This window comes from Nocardia sp. NPDC004860, assembly GCF_040609015.1.
Classification (GTDB): domain Bacteria; phylum Actinomycetota; class Actinomycetes; order Mycobacteriales; family Mycobacteriaceae; genus Nocardia.
The window spans coordinates 273,515-291,414 of sequence record NZ_JBEXJI010000003.1 but is presented as its reverse complement, the minus strand read 5'-3'; the positions used below and the strand labels follow the sequence as shown (position 1 = coordinate 291,414).

The 17,900-nt window shown below is 68.7% G+C and carries 17 protein-coding genes; 6 read left to right on the top strand and 11 right to left on the bottom strand.

Annotated elements, in window-relative coordinates; all coding sequences use genetic code 11:
- Nucleotides 1–9 precede the first annotated feature (9 nt).
- From ABZV44_RS08990 to ABZV44_RS08980, 3 genes are all read left to right on the top strand, one after another.
- The gene (locus ABZV44_RS08990) at nucleotides 10–1,557 is read left to right on the top strand and encodes a trypsin-like peptidase domain-containing protein (RefSeq protein ID WP_354833621.1); all 1,548 of its coding nucleotides are present in this window, start codon (nucleotides 10–12) and stop codon (nucleotides 1,555–1,557) included.
- 176 nt (nucleotides 1,558–1,733) lie between these two features.
- A complete protein-coding gene (gene tatB, locus ABZV44_RS08985; protein WP_354833619.1) occupies nucleotides 1,734–2,171 on the top strand; it encodes a Sec-independent protein translocase protein TatB in 438 nt (145 codons plus the stop codon).
- 59 nt (nucleotides 2,172–2,230) lie between these two features.
- Complete coding sequence (locus ABZV44_RS08980) at nucleotides 2,231–3,067, top strand: hypothetical protein (protein ID WP_354833617.1); 837 nt, start codon at nucleotides 2,231–2,233, stop codon at nucleotides 3,065–3,067.
- An 89-nt stretch (nucleotides 3,068–3,156) separates the two neighbouring features.
- On the opposite strand, the gene ABZV44_RS08975 is transcribed toward ABZV44_RS08980, so the two are convergent.
- The 6 genes from ABZV44_RS08975 to dapE form a co-directional block, all read right to left on the bottom strand.
- Entirely contained in the window at nucleotides 3,157–4,080 is a 924-nt protein-coding gene (locus ABZV44_RS08975; protein WP_354833615.1) for a glucosyl-3-phosphoglycerate synthase, read from the bottom strand.
- Complete coding sequence (gene folP / locus ABZV44_RS08970; RefSeq protein ID WP_354833613.1) at nucleotides 4,077–4,952, bottom strand: dihydropteroate synthase; 876 nt, start codon at nucleotides 4,950–4,952, stop codon at nucleotides 4,077–4,079. The genes ABZV44_RS08975 and folP overlap by 4 nt, the downstream gene beginning before the upstream one ends.
- Before the next feature lie 74 nt (nucleotides 4,953–5,026).
- On the bottom strand, nucleotides 5,027–6,796 hold the full coding sequence (locus tag ABZV44_RS08965; protein WP_354833611.1) for a long-chain-acyl-CoA synthetase: 1,770 nt from the start codon (nucleotides 6,794–6,796) through the stop codon (nucleotides 5,027–5,029).
- 84 nt (nucleotides 6,797–6,880) lie between these two features.
- Nucleotides 6,881–7,432, bottom strand: coding sequence for a TIGR00730 family Rossman fold protein (locus ABZV44_RS08960; RefSeq protein WP_354833609.1), 552 nt, complete (start codon nucleotides 7,430–7,432; stop codon nucleotides 6,881–6,883).
- Entirely contained in the window at nucleotides 7,426–8,229 is an 804-nt protein-coding gene (locus ABZV44_RS08955; protein WP_354833607.1) for a TIGR00730 family Rossman fold protein, read from the bottom strand. Before ABZV44_RS08955 ends, ABZV44_RS08960 begins: the two co-directional genes overlap by 7 nt.
- Nucleotides 8,230–8,297: 68 nt before the next feature.
- On the bottom strand, nucleotides 8,298–9,401 hold the full coding sequence (gene dapE, locus ABZV44_RS08950) for a succinyl-diaminopimelate desuccinylase (protein WP_354833605.1): 1,104 nt from the start codon (nucleotides 9,399–9,401) through the stop codon (nucleotides 8,298–8,300).
- A 109-nt stretch (nucleotides 9,402–9,510) separates the two neighbouring features.
- Here dapE and dapD point away from each other — a divergent pair, with 109 nt between their 5' ends.
- Nucleotides 9,511–10,473 (top strand): 2,3,4,5-tetrahydropyridine-2,6-dicarboxylate N-succinyltransferase, encoded by a 963-nt coding sequence (dapD, locus tag ABZV44_RS08945; protein ID WP_354833603.1) that lies wholly within the window; start codon nucleotides 9,511–9,513, stop codon nucleotides 10,471–10,473.
- Between the two features lie 171 nt (nucleotides 10,474–10,644).
- Here the strand turns inward: dapD and ABZV44_RS08940 are convergent, their stop codons facing one another.
- Complete coding sequence (locus ABZV44_RS08940) at nucleotides 10,645–11,013, bottom strand: PPOX class F420-dependent oxidoreductase (RefSeq protein WP_354833601.1); 369 nt, start codon at nucleotides 11,011–11,013, stop codon at nucleotides 10,645–10,647.
- Nucleotides 11,014–11,047: 34 nt separating this feature from the next.
- Nucleotides 11,048–12,457, bottom strand: a complete 1,410-nt coding sequence (locus ABZV44_RS08935) for an acyl-CoA synthetase (protein ID WP_354834085.1) — start codon at nucleotides 12,455–12,457, stop codon at nucleotides 11,048–11,050.
- A gap of 133 nt (nucleotides 12,458–12,590) precedes the next feature.
- On the opposite strand from ABZV44_RS08935, the gene ABZV44_RS08930 reads away from it, so the two are divergent.
- Complete coding sequence (locus ABZV44_RS08930) at nucleotides 12,591–13,445, top strand: oxygenase MpaB family protein (RefSeq protein WP_354833599.1); 855 nt, start codon at nucleotides 12,591–12,593, stop codon at nucleotides 13,443–13,445.
- A 13-nt stretch (nucleotides 13,446–13,458) separates the two neighbouring features.
- Here ABZV44_RS08930 and ABZV44_RS08925 read toward each other — a convergent pair whose 3' ends face one another.
- Entirely contained in the window at nucleotides 13,459–14,091 is a 633-nt protein-coding gene (locus tag ABZV44_RS08925) for a TetR/AcrR family transcriptional regulator (protein WP_354833597.1), read from the bottom strand.
- Nucleotides 14,092–14,236: 145 nt separating this feature from the next.
- Between ABZV44_RS08925 and ABZV44_RS08920 the strand changes: the two genes are divergently transcribed.
- Complete coding sequence (locus ABZV44_RS08920; protein ID WP_354833596.1) at nucleotides 14,237–15,100, top strand: oxygenase MpaB family protein; 864 nt, start codon at nucleotides 14,237–14,239, stop codon at nucleotides 15,098–15,100.
- Between the two features lie 114 nt (nucleotides 15,101–15,214).
- On the opposite strand, the gene ABZV44_RS08915 is transcribed toward ABZV44_RS08920, so the two are convergent.
- Nucleotides 15,215–16,174 carry a proline dehydrogenase family protein gene (locus ABZV44_RS08915; protein ID WP_354833594.1) on the bottom strand — a complete coding sequence of 320 codons (960 nt, stop codon included), beginning with the start codon at nucleotides 16,172–16,174 and terminating at the stop codon, nucleotides 15,215–15,217.
- The gene (gene pruA / locus ABZV44_RS08910) at nucleotides 16,171–17,808 is read right to left on the bottom strand and encodes an L-glutamate gamma-semialdehyde dehydrogenase (protein WP_354833593.1); all 1,638 of its coding nucleotides are present in this window, start codon (nucleotides 17,806–17,808) and stop codon (nucleotides 16,171–16,173) included. The genes ABZV44_RS08915 and pruA overlap by 4 nt, the downstream gene beginning before the upstream one ends.
- Nucleotides 17,809–17,900: the final 92 nt, after the last annotated feature.

Here is a 17,900-nt window from a genome sequence, read left to right as displayed (position 1 = left end):
GTCCATAGCGTGACCACCGAATCGAAGAACACGGGCCCGGGGCCCGAGCGGGATGCGGTTTCCGATTCGGCGGCCAATCGGGGGAACCTGAGGCCGTCGGACGCACCGGTGCTGGGGCCGCGGCCGGTCCTGCGGCCGCATGTGGACACTCACACCGCGCGTGCGTTCCGCCGCCCGAACGGTCAGCACGGCTCGTTCGCGGCGCGGCCGGCGGGTGCCGCGGGGGCGGCGCCGCAGGGGGATACCGAGATTCGGAATCGCCCGCCGGACGCGGTGCTGGCGGAGGCGTTCGGTCGGCCGGTGGGTTCGACCGACCTGCTGCAGCGGGACCCGGAGGCAAAGACCGAGACGACCGCCCCGGCCGCGCCCGCCGACCCGTGGCGGGATCCGAATTCGGCCGCGCGCCTGGGCACTCCGGCCGTGGCGCAGACCCGGCCGCAGGCGCTGACGCCCGGACCCAAGCTGGGTGCGCGGGAGGTGCTGTTCGGTGGCCGGGTGTCCTGGCAGGCGCTGGCGCTGCTCGCGGTCATCGCGGCGGTCATCGGTTTGCTCGGCGGGTTCGTCGGGGCGTTCACCGGCTCGTCGACCTCCGCGCTGACCTCCCGCAAGGTGGCGCTGCAGTCCGCGCCCGCGGCCGTCGAATCGCACAACCAGATCACCAAGGTCGTCAATGCCGTCATGCCCGCGGTGGTCACCGTCCGGGCGTGGCTGGGCGACACCGGGTCCACGGGGTCCGGCGTGGTGATCGACGGGGCCGGCTACATCGTCACCAACAACCACGTGATCTCGCTGGCCGCCAATGACAAGTCGGGTAAGGCCAAGCTGGATGTGGTGTTCTCCGACGGCTCGCGGGTGCCGACCCAGATCGTGGGCCGCGACACCAAGTCGGACCTGGCGGTGCTCAAGGTCGATGTGAAGAACCTCGCGGTGATCCAGCTCGGCAATTCCAATGACGTGCAGGTCGGCGATGACGTGCTGGCCCTGGGTTCGCCGCTGGGCCTGGAGAAGACGGTCACCTCCGGCATCGTGTCGGCGCTGCACCGGCCGGTGAAGGTGGGCGGCGAGGGCACCGACACCGATGCCACCCTGGACGCCGTGCAGACCGACGCGGCCATCAACCACGGCAACTCCGGTGGCGCGCTGGTGGACATGCAGGGCCGGCTGATCGGCATCAACTCCGCCATCAAGTCGGAGAGCGGCGGTTCGGTGGGCCTGGGCTTCGCGATTCCGGTGGATCAGGTCAAGCGGATCTCGCAGGCGCTGATCCGGGACGGCTCGGTGCACCACCCGCGGCTGGGAGTCAGCGCCAAGACCAAGATCGTCGCCAATGACGTGATGAGCGGCGCGGCGGTGGCCGATGTGCAGGCCGGTAGCCCGGCGGCCAAGGCGGGCATCGTGGAGGGCGACGTGATCGTGAAGGTCGGGGACCGCGATGTGTCGGGTCCGGAGGAACTGACGGTTGCGGTGCAGTCGCACGAGATCGGGCAGACCGTGACGGTGCGCCTGATTCGCGACGGCCGCGAGGTCGATGTCCCGGTCACCCTGGAGTCGGACTGATGGACCGCGCCTGAAAAATAGGACTGATGGACCTCACCTGAAAAATAGAACGAACCCAGAGTTCGCGGCCCGCCCCGGTCTGGACTGACGGAGCGGGGGAGCGCAGCGGAGGAGGGAAGACCGGGGTAACAGGGCCGCGAACCGCCTGGAGTGAAGCGGAAGGCAAAATAAGTACTGTGTTCAGCAATATCGGCTGGGGCGAGATGCTCATTCTGCTCGTCGCCGCACTTGTGATTCTGGGTCCGGAGCGTCTGCCCGGCGCCGTTCGCTGGACCGCGCACGCCCTGAAACAGGCACGCGATTACGCCACCGGCGCGACTCAGCAATTGCGCGATGAGCTCGGTCCGGAATTCGACGAGATCCGGAAACCGTTGGAGCAGTTGAACGAACTGCGCAGTATGAATCCGCGATCCATGGTCACCAAACACCTGCTCGACGGGGACGACTCGATCCTGAACAGCTTCAACGACCTGACCAGTTTCGACAAGCCGGTGAGCTCCCCGAACAGCGGAAACGGTTACACCAACAGCGGATCCGGACCGATTTCGATGCCGAAGGAACAAAAACCGCTGGAGCGCAACGAACGTCCGCCGGTGGATCCGGACGCCACCTGAGATCAAATATGTCGACCGGACTTGACGCATGATGCTGTCCAGCTATCTAGACTGCGCACATGTCGGCCGACGAGGTGGCCCGGGTATTCGCGATCGAGGACAAGGTCGAACGCCTGAAAGCCGCCACCGAAGGCGTGGCAGCCGCGCAGCAGCAGATCAATGAGCTGACTCGCATCCGCCGCGCCGTCATCCGCGAACTGCATGCCGAGGGCTGGACGTTCGCGAGAATAGGTGCGGCCGCGGGACTTTCCCGCGCCCGCATCCACCAGGTGAGTACGCAAGGGCCAGTACCGGAAGGTCTGTTCTTCGGGCATGGACCGCTCACCATCCTCACCCCGGACGTCCGCAGCACGACGCGCGCCATCGCCCTCGTGGGTGCGCCCGATGCCGCGGCGCCGCACCGGCTGGTCGAGCTACTGCGCGAACTCGGCTTCACCGCCAATGTCCAGCGCTTCCTGCCGGGCCGCCCGCTCGACCTCGACCGGGACGGCCTGATCGTGCTCGGCGGGCCCGAATTGTCGCCCAGTCTGCGGTATCTCGTGGCCGCGGACCCGCGCCTGCGCCGCACGGTGGCGCGCGCCGGGCGGGTACGCCGGGGCATCGAGGACCGGGCCGCCCGCCGCGTCTACCGCCCGGGCGGCACCGAGCCCTACGACATCGCCTACCTGGCCCGCCTCCCCCGCCCGGACGGCAAGGGCAGCGTGCTGGTCATCGACGGCCTGCATCCGCCCGCCTCGCTGGGCGCGATCCGGTTGCTGGCAACCAGACTCGCGACCCTGCACGAGCGCGCGAGCACGCATCCGTTCTCGGCGGTGGTCGGCGTCCGGTACGACCGCTCCACCGGCGAACCGATCGAGGCCGACCTGCTGACGCCGATCTACCGCCACGACCGCTAGCCGGATGCATGGCCGGCATGATGGCGCGCAACGGAATCCAGCGAGGCGGCGCGGGCGAGGGCAGTGCGCCGTCGCCCGGCCCCTCGAGGTCAGGCGGCGGCCTCCTCCGGGCGGAGGGTGTTCATCGGGGGCCGGTCGGCCAGCGAGACTTCGGTGGCGTGGGCGATGAATTCGCCTGCGACCATGGGGAACTGGGTCAGGGCCGCGCCGGAGTCCTGAATTCCGCTGCGGCCCAGGACGGTGCCCAGGATCTGGCGGCTCATGACGCCCAGGTCGGCCAGCGGGCGGTTGCGGTGCTGGCGGACGCCGAGATTGACCTGGCCGATGCTGGACAGGCCCAGCAGGTCGTAAGTGTCGAGCAGCAGGCCGATTTCGACGCCGTAGCCCGGCGCGAACGGTACCGAGGTGAGCAGTTCGCGGGTGCCGGCGTACTCACCGCCCAAGGGCTGCAGCACATTCGACAGTTCGGGCCGCAGCGCGGCCAGCAGCGGGCGGGCCACCAGTTCGGTGACGCGGCCGCCGCCGTGGTGGTCCACCGATTCGCCGGTGCGCAGCGGGCGGCGGTAGTACGCCTTGACCAGGTGCATCCCGTCGACGGTGAGCAGCGGGCCCAGCAGCCTGGGGACGAAGTTGGGGTCGGGGTCGATGAGGTCGGAGTCCACGAAGGCGATGATGTCGCCGCTGGTGACTGCCAGCGAGCGCCACAGGCATTCGCCCTTGCCGGGGACGGGGTCGAGTTCGGGGACGGCTTGTTCGCGGGTCACCACGGTGGCTCCGGCCGCCTGTGCACGGGCGGCGGTGGCGTCGGTGGACCCGGAGTCGAGGACGACGAGTTCGTCCACCAGCGTGCCGAGCAGGGGCCGGATGCTGGCCACCACGGCGGCGACGGTGGCTTCCTCGTTGAGGGCGGGCAGCACCACCGAGACGGTGCGGTCGCCCTTGGCGGCGGTGAGTTCCGCTACCGTCCAGTCGGGGCTGTCGAAGGTGTTGGTGTTCACCCAGTCTGTTTTCATGCGAGACCTCGCAGGGTACGGGCGGGTGGGCGGTGACCCTGGATGGCGGCGATCATGTCCACCACCCGGCGGGTGTGAGCCACCTCGTGCACTCGAAAGACGCGAGCACCCGCGGCGGCCGACCAAGCAGTCGCTGCCAATGTGCCCTCCAATCGTTCGGACAGCTCGACGACACCAAGAGTCTCTCCGATGAAATCCTTATTGCTCAGCGCCATCAAGACGGGCCATCCGGTTTTCACAAGAACGTCTATCGCACGCAACAATTCGAGCCCGTGATAGGTGTTTTTGCCGAAATCATGGGTCGGATCGATCAAAATCGAGTCCTTGGCCACCCCTGCCGCCGCAGCATTTTCGGCCGCGGCCACCACCGTCTCGGTGACCTGGGTCACCACATCCGTGTATCGGACCCGGTGTGGACGGGTCCGCGGAATCGCACCCCCGGTGTGTGAGCACACAATTCCTACGCCCAGTTCGGCGGCGACGCCGACCAGATCCGGGTCCGCCCCCGCCCAGGTGTCGTTGATCAGATCCGCGCCCTCGGCGACCGCGGCCCGGGCCACGTCGGCACGCCAGGTGTCCACGCTGATGAGCAGATCCGGGTAGCGCTCGCGAATGGCCGCCACGAACGGCACCACCCGGCGAGCCTCCTCGATGTTGTCCACCTCGGCGCCCGGACCGGCCTTGACCCCGCCGATATCGACCAGATCCGCGCCCTCGGCGACGGCCTTGTCGACGGCCCGCATGGCGGCCTCGTCGCTGAACGTCGCGCCTCGGTCATAGAAGGAGTCCGGCGTCCGGTTCACGATCGCCATGACAAGCGCCCGATCCGTCGCCACCGGCTTCCCGCACAATGTCGGCAACGGCGCACACATGCCCTCGACTGTACCGAGGGCTGTGGCGCCACTGCTGGGCAGCCGACCGGAACTGGGCTCCGACCGGCTGCTGTTCAGTTGCCGGGCGCGCGCCCCGCGGCCACGTCGGCGGCGTATTCGGAGTATGCGGGAACGTAGCCCTCGGTGCGGCCCGCGAGGACGTAGAGGGTGCTCTCGTCGTCGGGGGTGTAGCCCTGCTTGCGCAGTTCCACCTTCCGGTTCTTGAAGGTGGAGGTCTGCTCCAGCTCCGGCACCACGCGGATGAACAGCGGCACGGCGTAGGCCGGCAGGTGGTCGTAGAGCACCTTGGCGGCGACCTTGCCGTCGAAGTGCCCACCCTCGTGCAGCGTCACAGCGGCCATGCCCGCCTTGCCGTCGGTGCCCGGGATGTCAACGCCGAAAACGACCGCCTGCGTGACCGAGTCGATGCCGTCGAAGGCGCCCTCGACCTCGGTGGTGGCGACGTTCTCGCCCTTCCAGCGGAAGGTGTCGCCGAGGCGGTCCACGAACGCGATGTGTCCCCAGCGCTGGTCACGCACCAGGTCGCCGGTGTCGAACCAGCAGTCGCCCGGCTCGAAACCATCTCGCACGAGCTTGGATTCGGTGGCGGCCGCGTCGGTGTAGCCGTCGAAGGGCGAGCTCGTGGTGACCTTGGCGAGCAGCAGCCCGACCCCGCCCGGCGGCACCCGGCGCAGGCGGCCGTCCGGGTGGCGCAACGCCTTGCCGGTGGCGTCGTCGTATTCGACGATGGCAAAGGGCAGCGGGGTGAAGCCGGCGGTCCGGGCAACCGAGAAGGCGTTGATGAAGGCGACATTTCCCTCACTGGCCCCGTAGAACTCGACGATCCGCTCGATGCCGAAGCGCTGCTGGAACTCGTCCCAGAGCTCGGGCCGCAGGCCGTTGCCGACGCAGAGCCGGACGGTGTGCGCGCGGTCGGCGGGCCGGGCCGGCTGGTTGAGCAGGTAGCGGCACAGCTCACCGATGTAGATGAAGGCGGTGGCCTGGTTGGCGATGGCCTCGTCCCAGAAGCGGGTGGCCGAGAACTTGCGGCCCAGCGCGAAGGTCGCGCCGCCCGCGATCACCGCGGACAGCGCCACCGTGAGCGCGTTGTTGTGGTACAGCGGCAGACAGCAGTACAGCGTGTCCCGGCCGTCGAGCCGAACGCCGAGGCCGCCGATGCCGGCCATGGACTTGGTCCAGCGCAGGTGGGTCATGACGCTGGCCTTGGGCAGCCCGGTGGTGCCGGAGGTGAAGATCAGGTAGGCGCGTTCCCCGGCGGTGATCTGTTCGGTCACAGCGGGATTCGAGGCGTCGGCGGTGCGGGCCTCGGCGGCCAGCTGCTCGGACCAGAGCAGGGCGGGCCGGGCCTCGGTGAGGGTGTCGAGGGCGTCGGCGCACTCCTCACCGACCACGTCCAGCACCGAGTTCAGCAGCCCGAAGCTGTGCTGCAGCACCACGTCCCGCTGATTGTGGTTGAGCAGGCCCGCGGTGGCGCCGAGTTTCACGGTGGCGAGCACGGTGAACAGCGCCTCGGCGCGATTGACCATCAGGATGCCCACCACGTCGCCGCGCTCGACCCCGTGCGCGGCGAGCACCTTCGCGTACCGGTTGACCTCGGAGTTGGCCTCGCCCCAGGTGTACACGCGCCCTTCGAATTTCAGGAAGGGCCGGTCCGGGTGCCTGACCGCGCCGCGCTGGAAGAACAGCCCGATGGATGCCTTGTCGCCGGATTTCACCAGCATGTGCACGACATTGCGGAGCATGCCGGGGGCCTGCATCGCCATGCCGGGCAGACTGCGGACCAGGTCGAGCAGGCTCACCGTCGAACGGACATCGGTATTCACTTCGCTGTGCTCCTCGCGCTCACGTCCCCCGCCGCCCACCCTTACCGATTCGCCCGATCTTGTCGAGTGAAACCAGATGGTTTCTCAACGGCCGGGACGCAGCGCCTCGAAAGCGGAGTCGAAGTCCTTGGTCACCAGCACCCGATCGATCGCTTCGCGGCCCGCGTACCCGCGCAGCCGCAGCCCCTCGACCCACTCGAACAGGCCCGCGTAGTGGTCCTGCGGATCGAGCACCACCACCGGCTTGGCGTGCACGCCCAGGTAGGCCCCGGTCCAGGTCTCGAAGAGTTCCTCGAGCGTGCCGATGCCGCCGGGCAGGGTCAGGAAGGCGTCGGCGCGGTCGTCCATGACCTGTTTGCGCTCGCGCATGGTGTCGGTGACGATCAGCTCGTCGGCGTCGGTGTCGGCGACCTCGCGGTGCACCAGCTTCTTGGGGATCACCCCGACGGTCCTGGCCCCGGCGGCCCGGGCCGCCTGCGCGACCGCGCCCATCATGGACACATTGCCGCCGCCGGACACCAATTGCCAACCGCGACGGCCGATCTCGTCGCCCACCCGGGTGGCCAGATCCAGCGCGACCGGATCGTCCACGCTGGCCGAGCAGTACACGCAGACCGCGTAGGCGGTGCTCACCACTGATCCTCCACGCCCGCCTCGTCCAGCTCGCGGCGCGCCTGCGCGGCCTCCACCACGATCCGCACCACCTCGTCCACGCTGTCGGTGATGTGCAGCAGCCCCAGATCGCCGGGGGCGACCTTGGCCGAGCCGAGCAGTGAGTCGCGCATCCAATCCATCAGTCCCGCCCAGTATTCGGTGCCGAACAGGATGATCGGGAAGCGGGTGATCTTACGGGTCTGCACCAGGGTCAGCGCCTCGAACAGTTCGTCGAGGGTGCCGAAACCGCCGGGGAGGCAGACGAATGCCTGGGCGTACTTCACGAACATCGTTTTGCGCGCGAAGAAGTACCGGAAGTTGATGCCGAGGTCGACCCACTCGTTGAGGTGCTGCTCGAAGGGCAGCTCGATACCGAGGCCGATGGAGTATCCGCCCGCCTCCGAGGCGCCCCGGTTGGCCGCCTCCATGGCGCCCGGTCCGCCGCCGGTGATGACCGCGAAACCGGCTCGGGCCAAGGCACTTCCGATGGCCATACCGGCCTCATACTCGGCCGACTCGGCGGGGGTGCGGGCGGAGCCGAAGACCGCCACCGCGGCCGGCGCCTCCGCCAAAGCGCCGAAGCCCTCGACGAATTCGGCCTGGATGCGCAGTACGCGCCAGGGGTCGGTGTGCACCCAGTCGGCCGGCCCGCGCTCGTCCAGCAGATGCTGATCGGTGGTGCCTATGCCCTTCTTACGATCCCGCCGCAGCATGATCGGCCCGCGAAATCGTGGCGTCTTGGGCGAGCGCACACCCTCGTACTCGGCGTCAGCAGACATGCAGCCAACCGTACAGGGAGCGGGTGACCCCCGCCGGTCGCTCGATCAGCGGGGTGTTGAACAACTACTCAGCCTTTGGCGCCGGTGAGGTAACTGCGCAGCATCGACGTCACCTGGGTGATCTGGTCGACGGGCAGGTGCTCATCGCGCTTGTGGGCCAGATTCGGGTCGCCCGGGCCGAAATTGACGGCCGGGATGCCGCGGGCGGCGAACCGCGAGACATCGGTCCAGCCGTACTTGGCGCGGACGCCGCCGCTGCCGTGCGCGTGCACGATCTCGATGAGGTCCTTGGCGGCCGGATTGGACAGCCCGGGCAGGGCGCCGGGCGCGCCGTCGGTGCGCTCGAAATCCAGTTCCAGACCAGCGAATACCTCGCGCACGTGCTCGGTGGCCTGCTCCAGGGTGCGGTCGGGGGCGAAGCGGAAGTTCACGTCCACGGTCGCCACGTCCGGCACCACATTGCCGGCCACGCCGCCCTCCACCCGGACCGCGGACAGGCCCTCCCGGTAGGTGCAGCCGTCGATCTCGACCGCGCGCGCCTCGTAGCGGGCCAGCCGCTCCAGGATCGGGGCGAGGCGGTGAATGGCGTTGTCCCCCAGCCAAGCTCGCGCGGTGTGCGCACGCACGCCGGAGGTGGTCAGCCGCACCCGCAGGGTGCCCTGGCAGCCCGCCTCGATCCAGCCGCCGGAGGGCTCGCCGAGAATGGCCAGATCGCCCGCGAGCCACTCGGGCAGTTCACGTTCGATGCGGCCCAGGCCGTTGAACTCGGCCGCGATCTCCTCGCAGTCGTAGAAGATCAGGGTCAGGTCGTGGACCGGATCGGCCACGGTGGCCGCCAGGTGCAGGAATACCGCGTCACCGGACTTCATGTCGACGCTGCCGCAACCCCACAGCTGCTGTTCGCCGTCCGCGGTGGTCTCGAAGTGGCCGGGGACATTGTCGGCGATGGGCACGGTGTCCAGATGCCCGGCGAGAATGACGCGAGTGGGCAGCCCCCGATTGGTGCGCGCCAGCACGGTATTGCCGTGCCGCAGGATTTCGAATCCGGTGGTTTGTTCGTGCAGCGCCGTTTCGACGATGTCGGCGATGACCTTCTCGTTCTTCGACACGCTCGGAATGTCCACGAGCGCGGCGGTGAGTGAAATGGGGTCGGCACTCAGATCGATGGTCACTTGATCCACCATAAAGGAGGAATAACCTCCGTTCTCCGCACGGTCGCTGCGTTGGCACAAATCGGCACCGCATGCGGTATGAATTCACAGCCCGGTAACGTAGGGGGACGTGAGTACACAGGGAGCATCTGCAGTCGGCCTAGCCACCGTCACCGTCAACGGCACAGTCCTGGACACCTGGTACCCGTATCCCAGCCTCGGGACCTTCTCCGCCGACGAGGTCGGCACCGTCCGGCTCGATGCCTCGGATCCCGAATTCGCGAAGTTCGCCGCGTCGGTCGGCACGGACGAGGCACGCCGCGTGGAGATCGTCGCGGTGCGGACCGTCATCGCCGATCTGGCCTCCGCGCCGATCGACACGCACGACGCGTACCTGCGTCTGCACCTGATCTCGCACCGGCTGATCCGCCCGCACGGCGCGAACCTGGACGGCATCTTCGGCCTGCTGGCCAATGTGGTGTGGACGAACCACGGCCCCTGCTCCAACGAGGAATTCGAGCTGACCCGGCTGAAGCTGCGCGCCCGCGGACCGGTCACGGTGTACGGCGTGGACAAGTTCCCGCGCCTGGTCGACTACGTGCTGCCGTCGGGGGTGCGCATCGCCGACGCCGACCGGGTGCGGCTGGGCGCGCACCTGGCCTCGGGTACCACGGTCATGCACGAGGGCTTCGTCAACTTCAATGCCGGCACGCTCGGCAATTCCATGGTGGAGGGCCGGATCTCGGCCGGTGTGGTGGTCGGCGACGGCTCCGACGTCGGTGGCGGCGCATCCATCATGGGCACCCTGTCCGGCGGCGGCAAGCAGGTCATCTCGCTCGGTGAGCGCTGCCTGCTGGGCGCGAACTCGGGCCTGGGCATCTCGCTCGGCGACGACTGCGTGGTGGAGGCGGGCCTGTACGTCACCGCCGGCACCAAGGTAGCGCTGCCGGACGGCACGGTCGTGAAGGCCGGTGAGCTGTCGGGCAAGTCGAATCTGCTGTTCATTCGCAACTCGCTGACCGGCGCGGTCGAGGTCCGGCCCCGCAAGGGCACCGGCATCGAGCTGAACGCGGCGCTGCACGCCAACGACTGACTTCAATGCCGCGAAAACCCCTGCAGGCTTGCGCCGCAGGGGTTTTCGTCATTTCACGTTCAGTGGTAGAGGCCGCGCCAGAGCGCCGCGAAGCCGTCCATGCCGGGGAACGGGATGCCGCCGGAGTTGCACCGGCCCGGCCCCGAAACCTCCAGCACCGGACCTCCGGTGTCAGAGGCCGAAGGCGATGACCCGTTCGGGGGTGATGCGGATCAGCTCCGGGGACAGGCCCGGGTACCACGGCTCCACGTCCCGCAACGCCTGCGCGGTGCCGCGGATTTCGAGGCACCGCACCGTCCAGGGATCGACGGAGGGGACATCGTCGACCACGAAGGCGACCCGCTCCTCCTTGAGCAGATTGCGGAACTTCTGGCTCGCGCCCAGATCGAGCCCACCGATGTCGATGGTGCCCAGGGCCGCGTTGTAGCGGAAGCCCACCGGATTGTTCTGCGGTGAGCCGTCCGGACGGATGGTGGCCAGCCGCCCCAGTCGCTGGCTGTTCAGGTACTCGATCTGGGCGGGCGACAGCGATGCGGTCATACCGATCACGGTAGGACCTCGAGTGCACTCGAGGTCAAGACAACAGTTTCTTCTGGACCTTGCCCATGGCATTGCGCGGCAGGCCGTCCACCACGCGTACCTCGCGCGGCCGCTTGTGCACCGAGAGTTCGCCCGCCACATGGGCGATGAGCTCGTCGGCGATCGCCGCGCCCGCCCCGGGGCGGAGCACGACATAGGCGACGATGCGCTGCCCCAGATCGTCGTCGGGGACGCCGACGACCGCGGTCTCGGCCACCGCCGGATGCCCCAGCAGCGCGGTCTCGATCTCGCCCGCGCCGATGCGGTAGCCACCGGACTTGATGAGGTCCACCGATTCCCGGCCCACGATGCGGTGGAAGCCCTCGGCGTCGATGACAGCCACGTCGCCGGTCCGGAACCAGCCGTCGGCGGTGAAGTTCTCGGCGGTGACCTCCGGCTTGTTCAGATAGCCGTCGAAGAGCATGGGTCCGCGCACCTGGAGTCCGCCGACGCTCTCCCCGTCGTGCGGCACCGGGTCGCCCGCCTCGTCGCGCAGCCGGGTCTCGACGCCCGCCACCGGGGTCCCGACCCAGCCCGGGCGGCGTTCGCCGTCGGGCCGGGTGGACAGGGTGATCATGGTTTCGCTCATGCCGTAGCGCTCGATCGGAGCGTGCCCGGTGAGCTCGGCGAGCCGCTCGAACACCGGCACGGGCAGCGGCGCGCTGCCGGAGATCAGGATCCTCGCCTTCGCCAATTCCCGTGCGGCGTCGGGATCTTCGACGATTCGCGACCACACGGTGGGCACGCCGAAGTACATGGTGCCGTGCGCGTCGGCATACGCCTTCGGGGTGGGCCTACCGGTGTGGACGAGCGGGCTGCCGGCCCGCAGCGGGCCCAGCACGCCGAGGATCAGGCCGTGCACGTGGAACAGCGGAAGACCGTGCACCAGAACATCTTTCGAGGTCCAGCCCCACGCCTCGATGAGCGCGTCCAGGCCCGCCGCGATGGCGTCGCGACTGAGCATCACGCCCTTCGGCGCGCCGGTGGTGCCGGAGGTGTAGAGGATGAAAGCCGTTGCCTTCCCGGCGGGTTCGGCGTATCGATGCCAGGACCGTGCGTGCTTGCGCACCGGGATCACCGGCAGATCGGAGCCCTCGGGAGCCTTGCCCAGCCAGGCCTGCGCACCCGAATCCCGCAGGATGTGCGCCAGTTCCGCACTGCCGGAGTCCGGCGGCACCGGCACCACGGTCACCCCGGCGATCAGGCAGCCCACCACGGCGAGCACGGTGGTAGCGGTCGGTTCGGCCAGCACGGCCACCCGGCGCGCCTGGGCCACGCGTTCGGCGACGGAGGTGGCCGCGCCGAGCAGATCACTGCGCGACAACGTCTCCCCGTCGATGGTGACGGCATCCGGGATATCGGCTCCGGCGGCGATGGCGGCCGGGTTCAACGAGCTCAGCAACAGCGGCGACACGGGCCCACGCTACCGGAGCCGCACGGCAACGAATCGCTTGCGAACCCGCCGAGCCGGTTGACAGGTGACCCGAGTGGGTAAGAAAGTTTCTATATAACTTTCTCACCCGAGGATGTGGTCAACGATGACCAGGCCGCTGCACGACCGGTCCGAATCCGCAGCCCCCGCACCGGAGATCGACGTCCGCCACTATCTGGACGGTGCGGCGGGCTTCTTCGGCGCGGCGGCGAACGTGATCATGCAGCTCTCCCACCCGCCGGTCGGATACGGCGTGGTGGAGAGCCCGGTGGAATCCGGGAATGTCATGGTCCATCCCCTCAAACGGCTGCGCACCACCCTCACCTACCTGGCCGTGGCCCTGCTGGGCACCGAGGAAGACCGTGCGGCCTATCGGGAGGCCGTCGATTCCGTGCACAAGTACGTCCGGTCCCACACGAACAGCACCGTGAAGTACAACGCCTTCGATCCCCGGCTGCAGCTCTGGGTCGCGGCCTGCCTGTACTGGGGTGCGCGTGATCTCTACGAGCGCATGCACGGACCCATGGACGACTACGACGCCGACGCCTTCTACCTCCACGCCGCAAGGCTCGGCACCACGCTGCAGGTGCGCCCGGACATGTGGCCCGCCGATCGCGCCGCCTTCGACCGATATTGGGACGAGAACCTCGCCAAGACCCGCATCGATCCCAAGATCCGGGCCTACTTCGAGGATCTCATCGACCTGAGGATGCTGCCCCGCCCGTTCCAGCTGGCCTTCGGCGGCGTCCACCGCTTCTTCGTGACCGGCCTGCTGCCGCGGCATCTCCGCGACGAGATGGGCATGACCTGGACGCCGCGGCAGGACCGCGCACTGGCCCGGATGCTGCGGCTGGCCGGTGCGGCCGAATCGGTCGTGCCGCCGTCACTGCGGGCCTTCCCGCTGAACGTCTATCTCACGGATATGCGTCTGCGGCGCAGGCTGGGCCTGCGGCTGGTGTGAAACCCGGTGCGGGTCAGAGGATCCGGAATCCGGGAATGATGTGGTCGCGAGCGAACTGCCGCAGCGCGACGGGATCGTCGAGCGGAATGACCGTCTGCGGCGTCAGCGCCAGCGACAGCGCCGCGCGGGCGATCATCTCGGCCAGCGGCAGCGGATCGTATTGCGGCAGTTTGCCTTCCGCCTGCAGGCGGGCGATGAACTCGGCAAGGTAATCGCGGCCGAGTTCGATGACCGGCGCGCCCTGCACGGTCAGATAGGGCAGTACCACCTCGGGTTCGGTCTTGAGCAGGCGGCCCAGCAGCTGATTGCCGCGCAGGCCCTCGATGAATGCGATGAAGAGCACGGTGATCTGCTCCTCGGCGCTGGCGTCGCGTTCGACCGGAACCTGCACCGCGGCGTCGATGTCCTCGACGAGCTGGCGAGCCTGACGCAGGCCGACGGCCTGGATGAGGTCGTTCTTGCCCGCGAATCGGCGGTAGAGGGTGGCCAGCGAGAGCCCGCCGCGGCGGGCGACCTCCACCATGCTGGTGCGTTTGATGCCGAAGTCCAGGAACGCCATCAGCGCGGCATCGAGGACCTTGGCCTGGTTGTGATCCTCGGGGCCGGATCCGCGGACGAGCGGCAGCAGTTTGGCCAGTTTGGCCATGGTCCGGGCCTTTCCGGTCGCAAAGAAACGGTGAGGCACTAATCTTCGCACATTGACATGACCACCCTGCGATGAGAGGGTGAGGGGCGAAATTTCTCACACTCTCCTCATAGGTGAGGAGTGACGACGAGGAGCCGAGTCGACGATGACCGCCCCCCTGCGCAAGTTCGACGAGTTCCCGCCGGCCTACGAGCCGATGACCCCGGAATCCGTGCGTGAGCACATCGACGGCGTCGCGGCCTTCCTCGGCGGCGCGGCCAATGTCGTCATGCAGCTGTCGCTGAAACCCGTCGCCTACGGCGTCATGGAGAGCGACGTCGACAGTGGCAAGGTGACGCTGCACCCGATCAAGCGGCTGCGCACCACCCTCACCTATCTGTCGGTCGCGCTGCTCGGGAACGACGACGACCGCCGCGACTACCGCGAGGCCGTGAACCGCTCGCACCGCAGCGTCCACTCCAAGCCCGGCAGTGCGGTCAAGTACAACGCCTTCGACCCCGAGCTGCAGCTGTGGGTGGCGGCCTGCCTCTACTGGGGCGTCGACGATCTCTACCACCGCATGCGCGGCCCCATGAATCCCGAACTGGCGGAAGCCTTCTACCAGTACTGCGCGCGGCTGGGCACCACCCTGCAGATGCGTCCCGAGATGTGGCCCGCCACCCGCGACGAGTTCTACGTGTACTGGGAGGAGAACCTCGCGACCAAGTCGATCGATGCTCCCACCCGCAAGTACTTCAACGACCTCACCGACCTGAAGATGCTGCCCTGGCCCCTGCAGATCACCCTGGGTGGCCTGCACCGCTTCATCGTCACCGCCCTGCTCCCGCCGCACCTGCGCGAGGAGATGGCCATGACCTGGTCCGCCCGCGACGAGCGCATCTTCGGCGGCTTCCTGCGCCTGATCTCCGCGATCTGGACCCGCATGCCCACCCCGATCCGCCTGTTCCCCTACAACTTCTACCTCGCCGACATGCGCCTCCGCCGCCGCCTCGGCCGCCCCCTGGTCTGAACCAACTCTCGGACGCTCAGGGATTTCACCCCTGAAACTCCGTCCAGAGCAGGACCGCACGCTCGAGTGTGCGGCCCTGGCGCGCCCCGGGAACGAACCCGTGACCGCGAATTCTCAGGCGCGGTCAGCTAGGGCACGAAGGAAGAAGCCGAGGTTGGCGGGACGTTCGGCGAGGCGGCGCATGAGGTAGCCGTACCACTGGGTGCCGTAGGGGATGTAGACGCGCAGGGAGTGGCCGTCCGCGACGAGGCGGCGCTGCTCGGCGTCGCGGATGCCGTAGAGCATCTGGAACTCGAAATCGCCTGGGTTGCGATGGTTTTCGATGGAGAGGGCGAGGGCGGCGGCGATCATGGCCGGGTCGTGGGAGGCGATCATGGGGTACCAGGCGCGGCGAAAGAGGACGTCGAGGCAGCGCAGGTAGGAGGCGTCGACCTCGGCGCGGCGCCGATAGGCGACGGTCGCCGGTTCCTGGTACGCGCCCTTGCAGAGGCGGACTCGGGTGCCGTCGGCGGCCAGGTCGCGGGCGCGGTCCTCGGCCTGACGCAGGTAGGTCTGCAAAGCGACGGCGAGCCAGGGGAATTCGGCGCGGGCCTGGCGGACCGCCTCCAGGGTGCCGGCGGTGGTGGTGTGGTCCTCGGCGTCGACGGTCACCCAGACGTGCCGCTCGGCGGCCTTGGCGCACAGCTTGTGCAGGTTCTCCGCGGCGATGGCCGGCCCGTCCTGACCCAGCGACCGGCCGAGCGCCGACAGCTTGAGCGAGACCTCCACCCGGGGGATGTCGGTGTGCGCGCCGGGCATCACCTGGTCGGCCTCGGCCAGGTCGTCGATGAGCGAAAGGTATTCCGCCACCGCGGCATCGGCCTGGGCACGCTCGGTCGTGTACTCGCCCAGGAAGTCGACACTCACCGCGCGGCCACTCGCCAGCAGCTCACGCGCCACCGGGACCAGCCCGGCCCGGGTCTCCCCGGCCACGAACCGCCGGACCACCGCGGCGGTGACCGGCACCCGGGTGACGGCGTCCTTCATCCGCGACGATCCGGCCGCGGCCAGAATCGCGGGCCGCAGCGGATTCATCGCGTCTCCATGTGGGGGTAGCGGTAGTCGGTGGGTGGAACGAAGGTCTCCTTGAGCGTGCGGGGCGCGACCCAGCGCAGCAGGTTGAGGTAGGAGCCCGCCTTGTCGTCGGTGCCGGAGGCGCGGGCCCCGCCGAAGGGCTGCTGCCCGACCACCGCACCGGTGGGCTTGTCGTTGATGTAGAAGTTGCCCGCGGCGAACCGCAGTGCGTCCGAGGCGGTTTCGACGGCCTTGCGGTCGCGGGCGAAGATCGCGCCGGTGAGTGCGTAGGGCGAGGTCCCGTCCACCACCTCGAGGATCTCGGCGAACGAGTCGGGGGCGCTGTCGTCGTAGACGTACACCGACAGAATGGGCCCGAAGTACTCGGTGGCGAAGGCATCGTCGCCCGGATCCTCGCCGAGCAGCACGGTCGGCCGGACGAACCAGCCCTCGCTGTCGTCGTAGCCACCGCCCGCGGGGACCGTGAGCCCGCGGTCCTTCGCCTTCTCGATGGCGGCCACGCACTTGTCGTAGGCGCGGTTGTCGATCACGGCCCCACCGAAATTCGACAGATCGGCGACATCGCCGTAGGTCAGCGACTCCACCTCGGACAGGAAGTCCTGCCCCATGCGCTGCCACACCGACCGGGCGATATAGGCGCGCGAGGCGGCCGAGCACTTCTGCCCCTGGTATTCGTAGGCGCCGCGAATCATGGCCGTGCGCAAGGCATCCGGGTCGGCGGACGGGTGGGCGAGGATGAAGTCCTTCCCGCCGGTCTCCCCCACCAGCCGCGGATATCCGTGGTAGCGGCCGATATTCGAGCCGACGCTCTGCCACAGGTACTGGAAGGTGCGGGTGGAACCGGTGAAGTGGATGCCCGCCAGCCGCGGATCGGCCAGCGCCACCTCCGAGAGCTGCGCGCCGCTGCCGGTCACCATATTGATGACCCCGGGCGGCAGGCCCGCCTCCTCCAGCAGCTTCATCGTGTAGTACGCCGACAGTGTCTGTGCCGAGGAAGGTTTCCAGACGACGGTATTGCCCATGAGCGCGGGCGCGGTGGGCAGGTTCCCGGCGATGGCGGTGAAGTTGAACGGCGTGATGGCGTAGACGAAGCCCTCCAGAGGCCGGTAGTCCATCCGATTCCACACGCCCGCCGCCGATTCCGGCTGAACCGCGAGAATCTGCCGGGCGAAGGCGACATTGAAGCGCCAGAAGTCCACCAGCTCGCAGGGTGCGTCGATTTCGGCCTGCTGCACCGTTTTCGACTGGCCGAGCATGGTGGCGGCGGCCAGGGTCTCGCGCCAGGGCCCGGCCAGCAGGTCGGCGGCCCGCAGCAGAATGGCGGCCCGTTCCTCGAAAGGCATGGCCTGCCAGCCGGGCGCGGCGGCCGTCGCCGCCGCGATGGCCGCGCGCGCGTCGTCGTGGGTGGTGTGGGTGTAGGTCCCGAGTGCCTGGCGACGCCGGTGCGGCATCACGATGGTGTGCCGCTCGCCGCCGCCGGGCTGATGCTTGCCGCCGATGACGAGCGGCACATCCACGGGGTCGGCGGCGAGAGCGGCGAGCCTGCCGGCCAGCAGCTCGCGTTCGCGGCTGCCGGGGGCGTAGGTGTGCACCGGTTCATTGCCGGGAGCAGGGACAACCGTGACAGCGTCCATATCCAAGGCTAACGCGATCGCCGCTGCCCGACCGGAACGAACACGCCCCGGTCGGCCCCGCCGACGGAATTTCTCCGTCGGCGGGGCCGCTT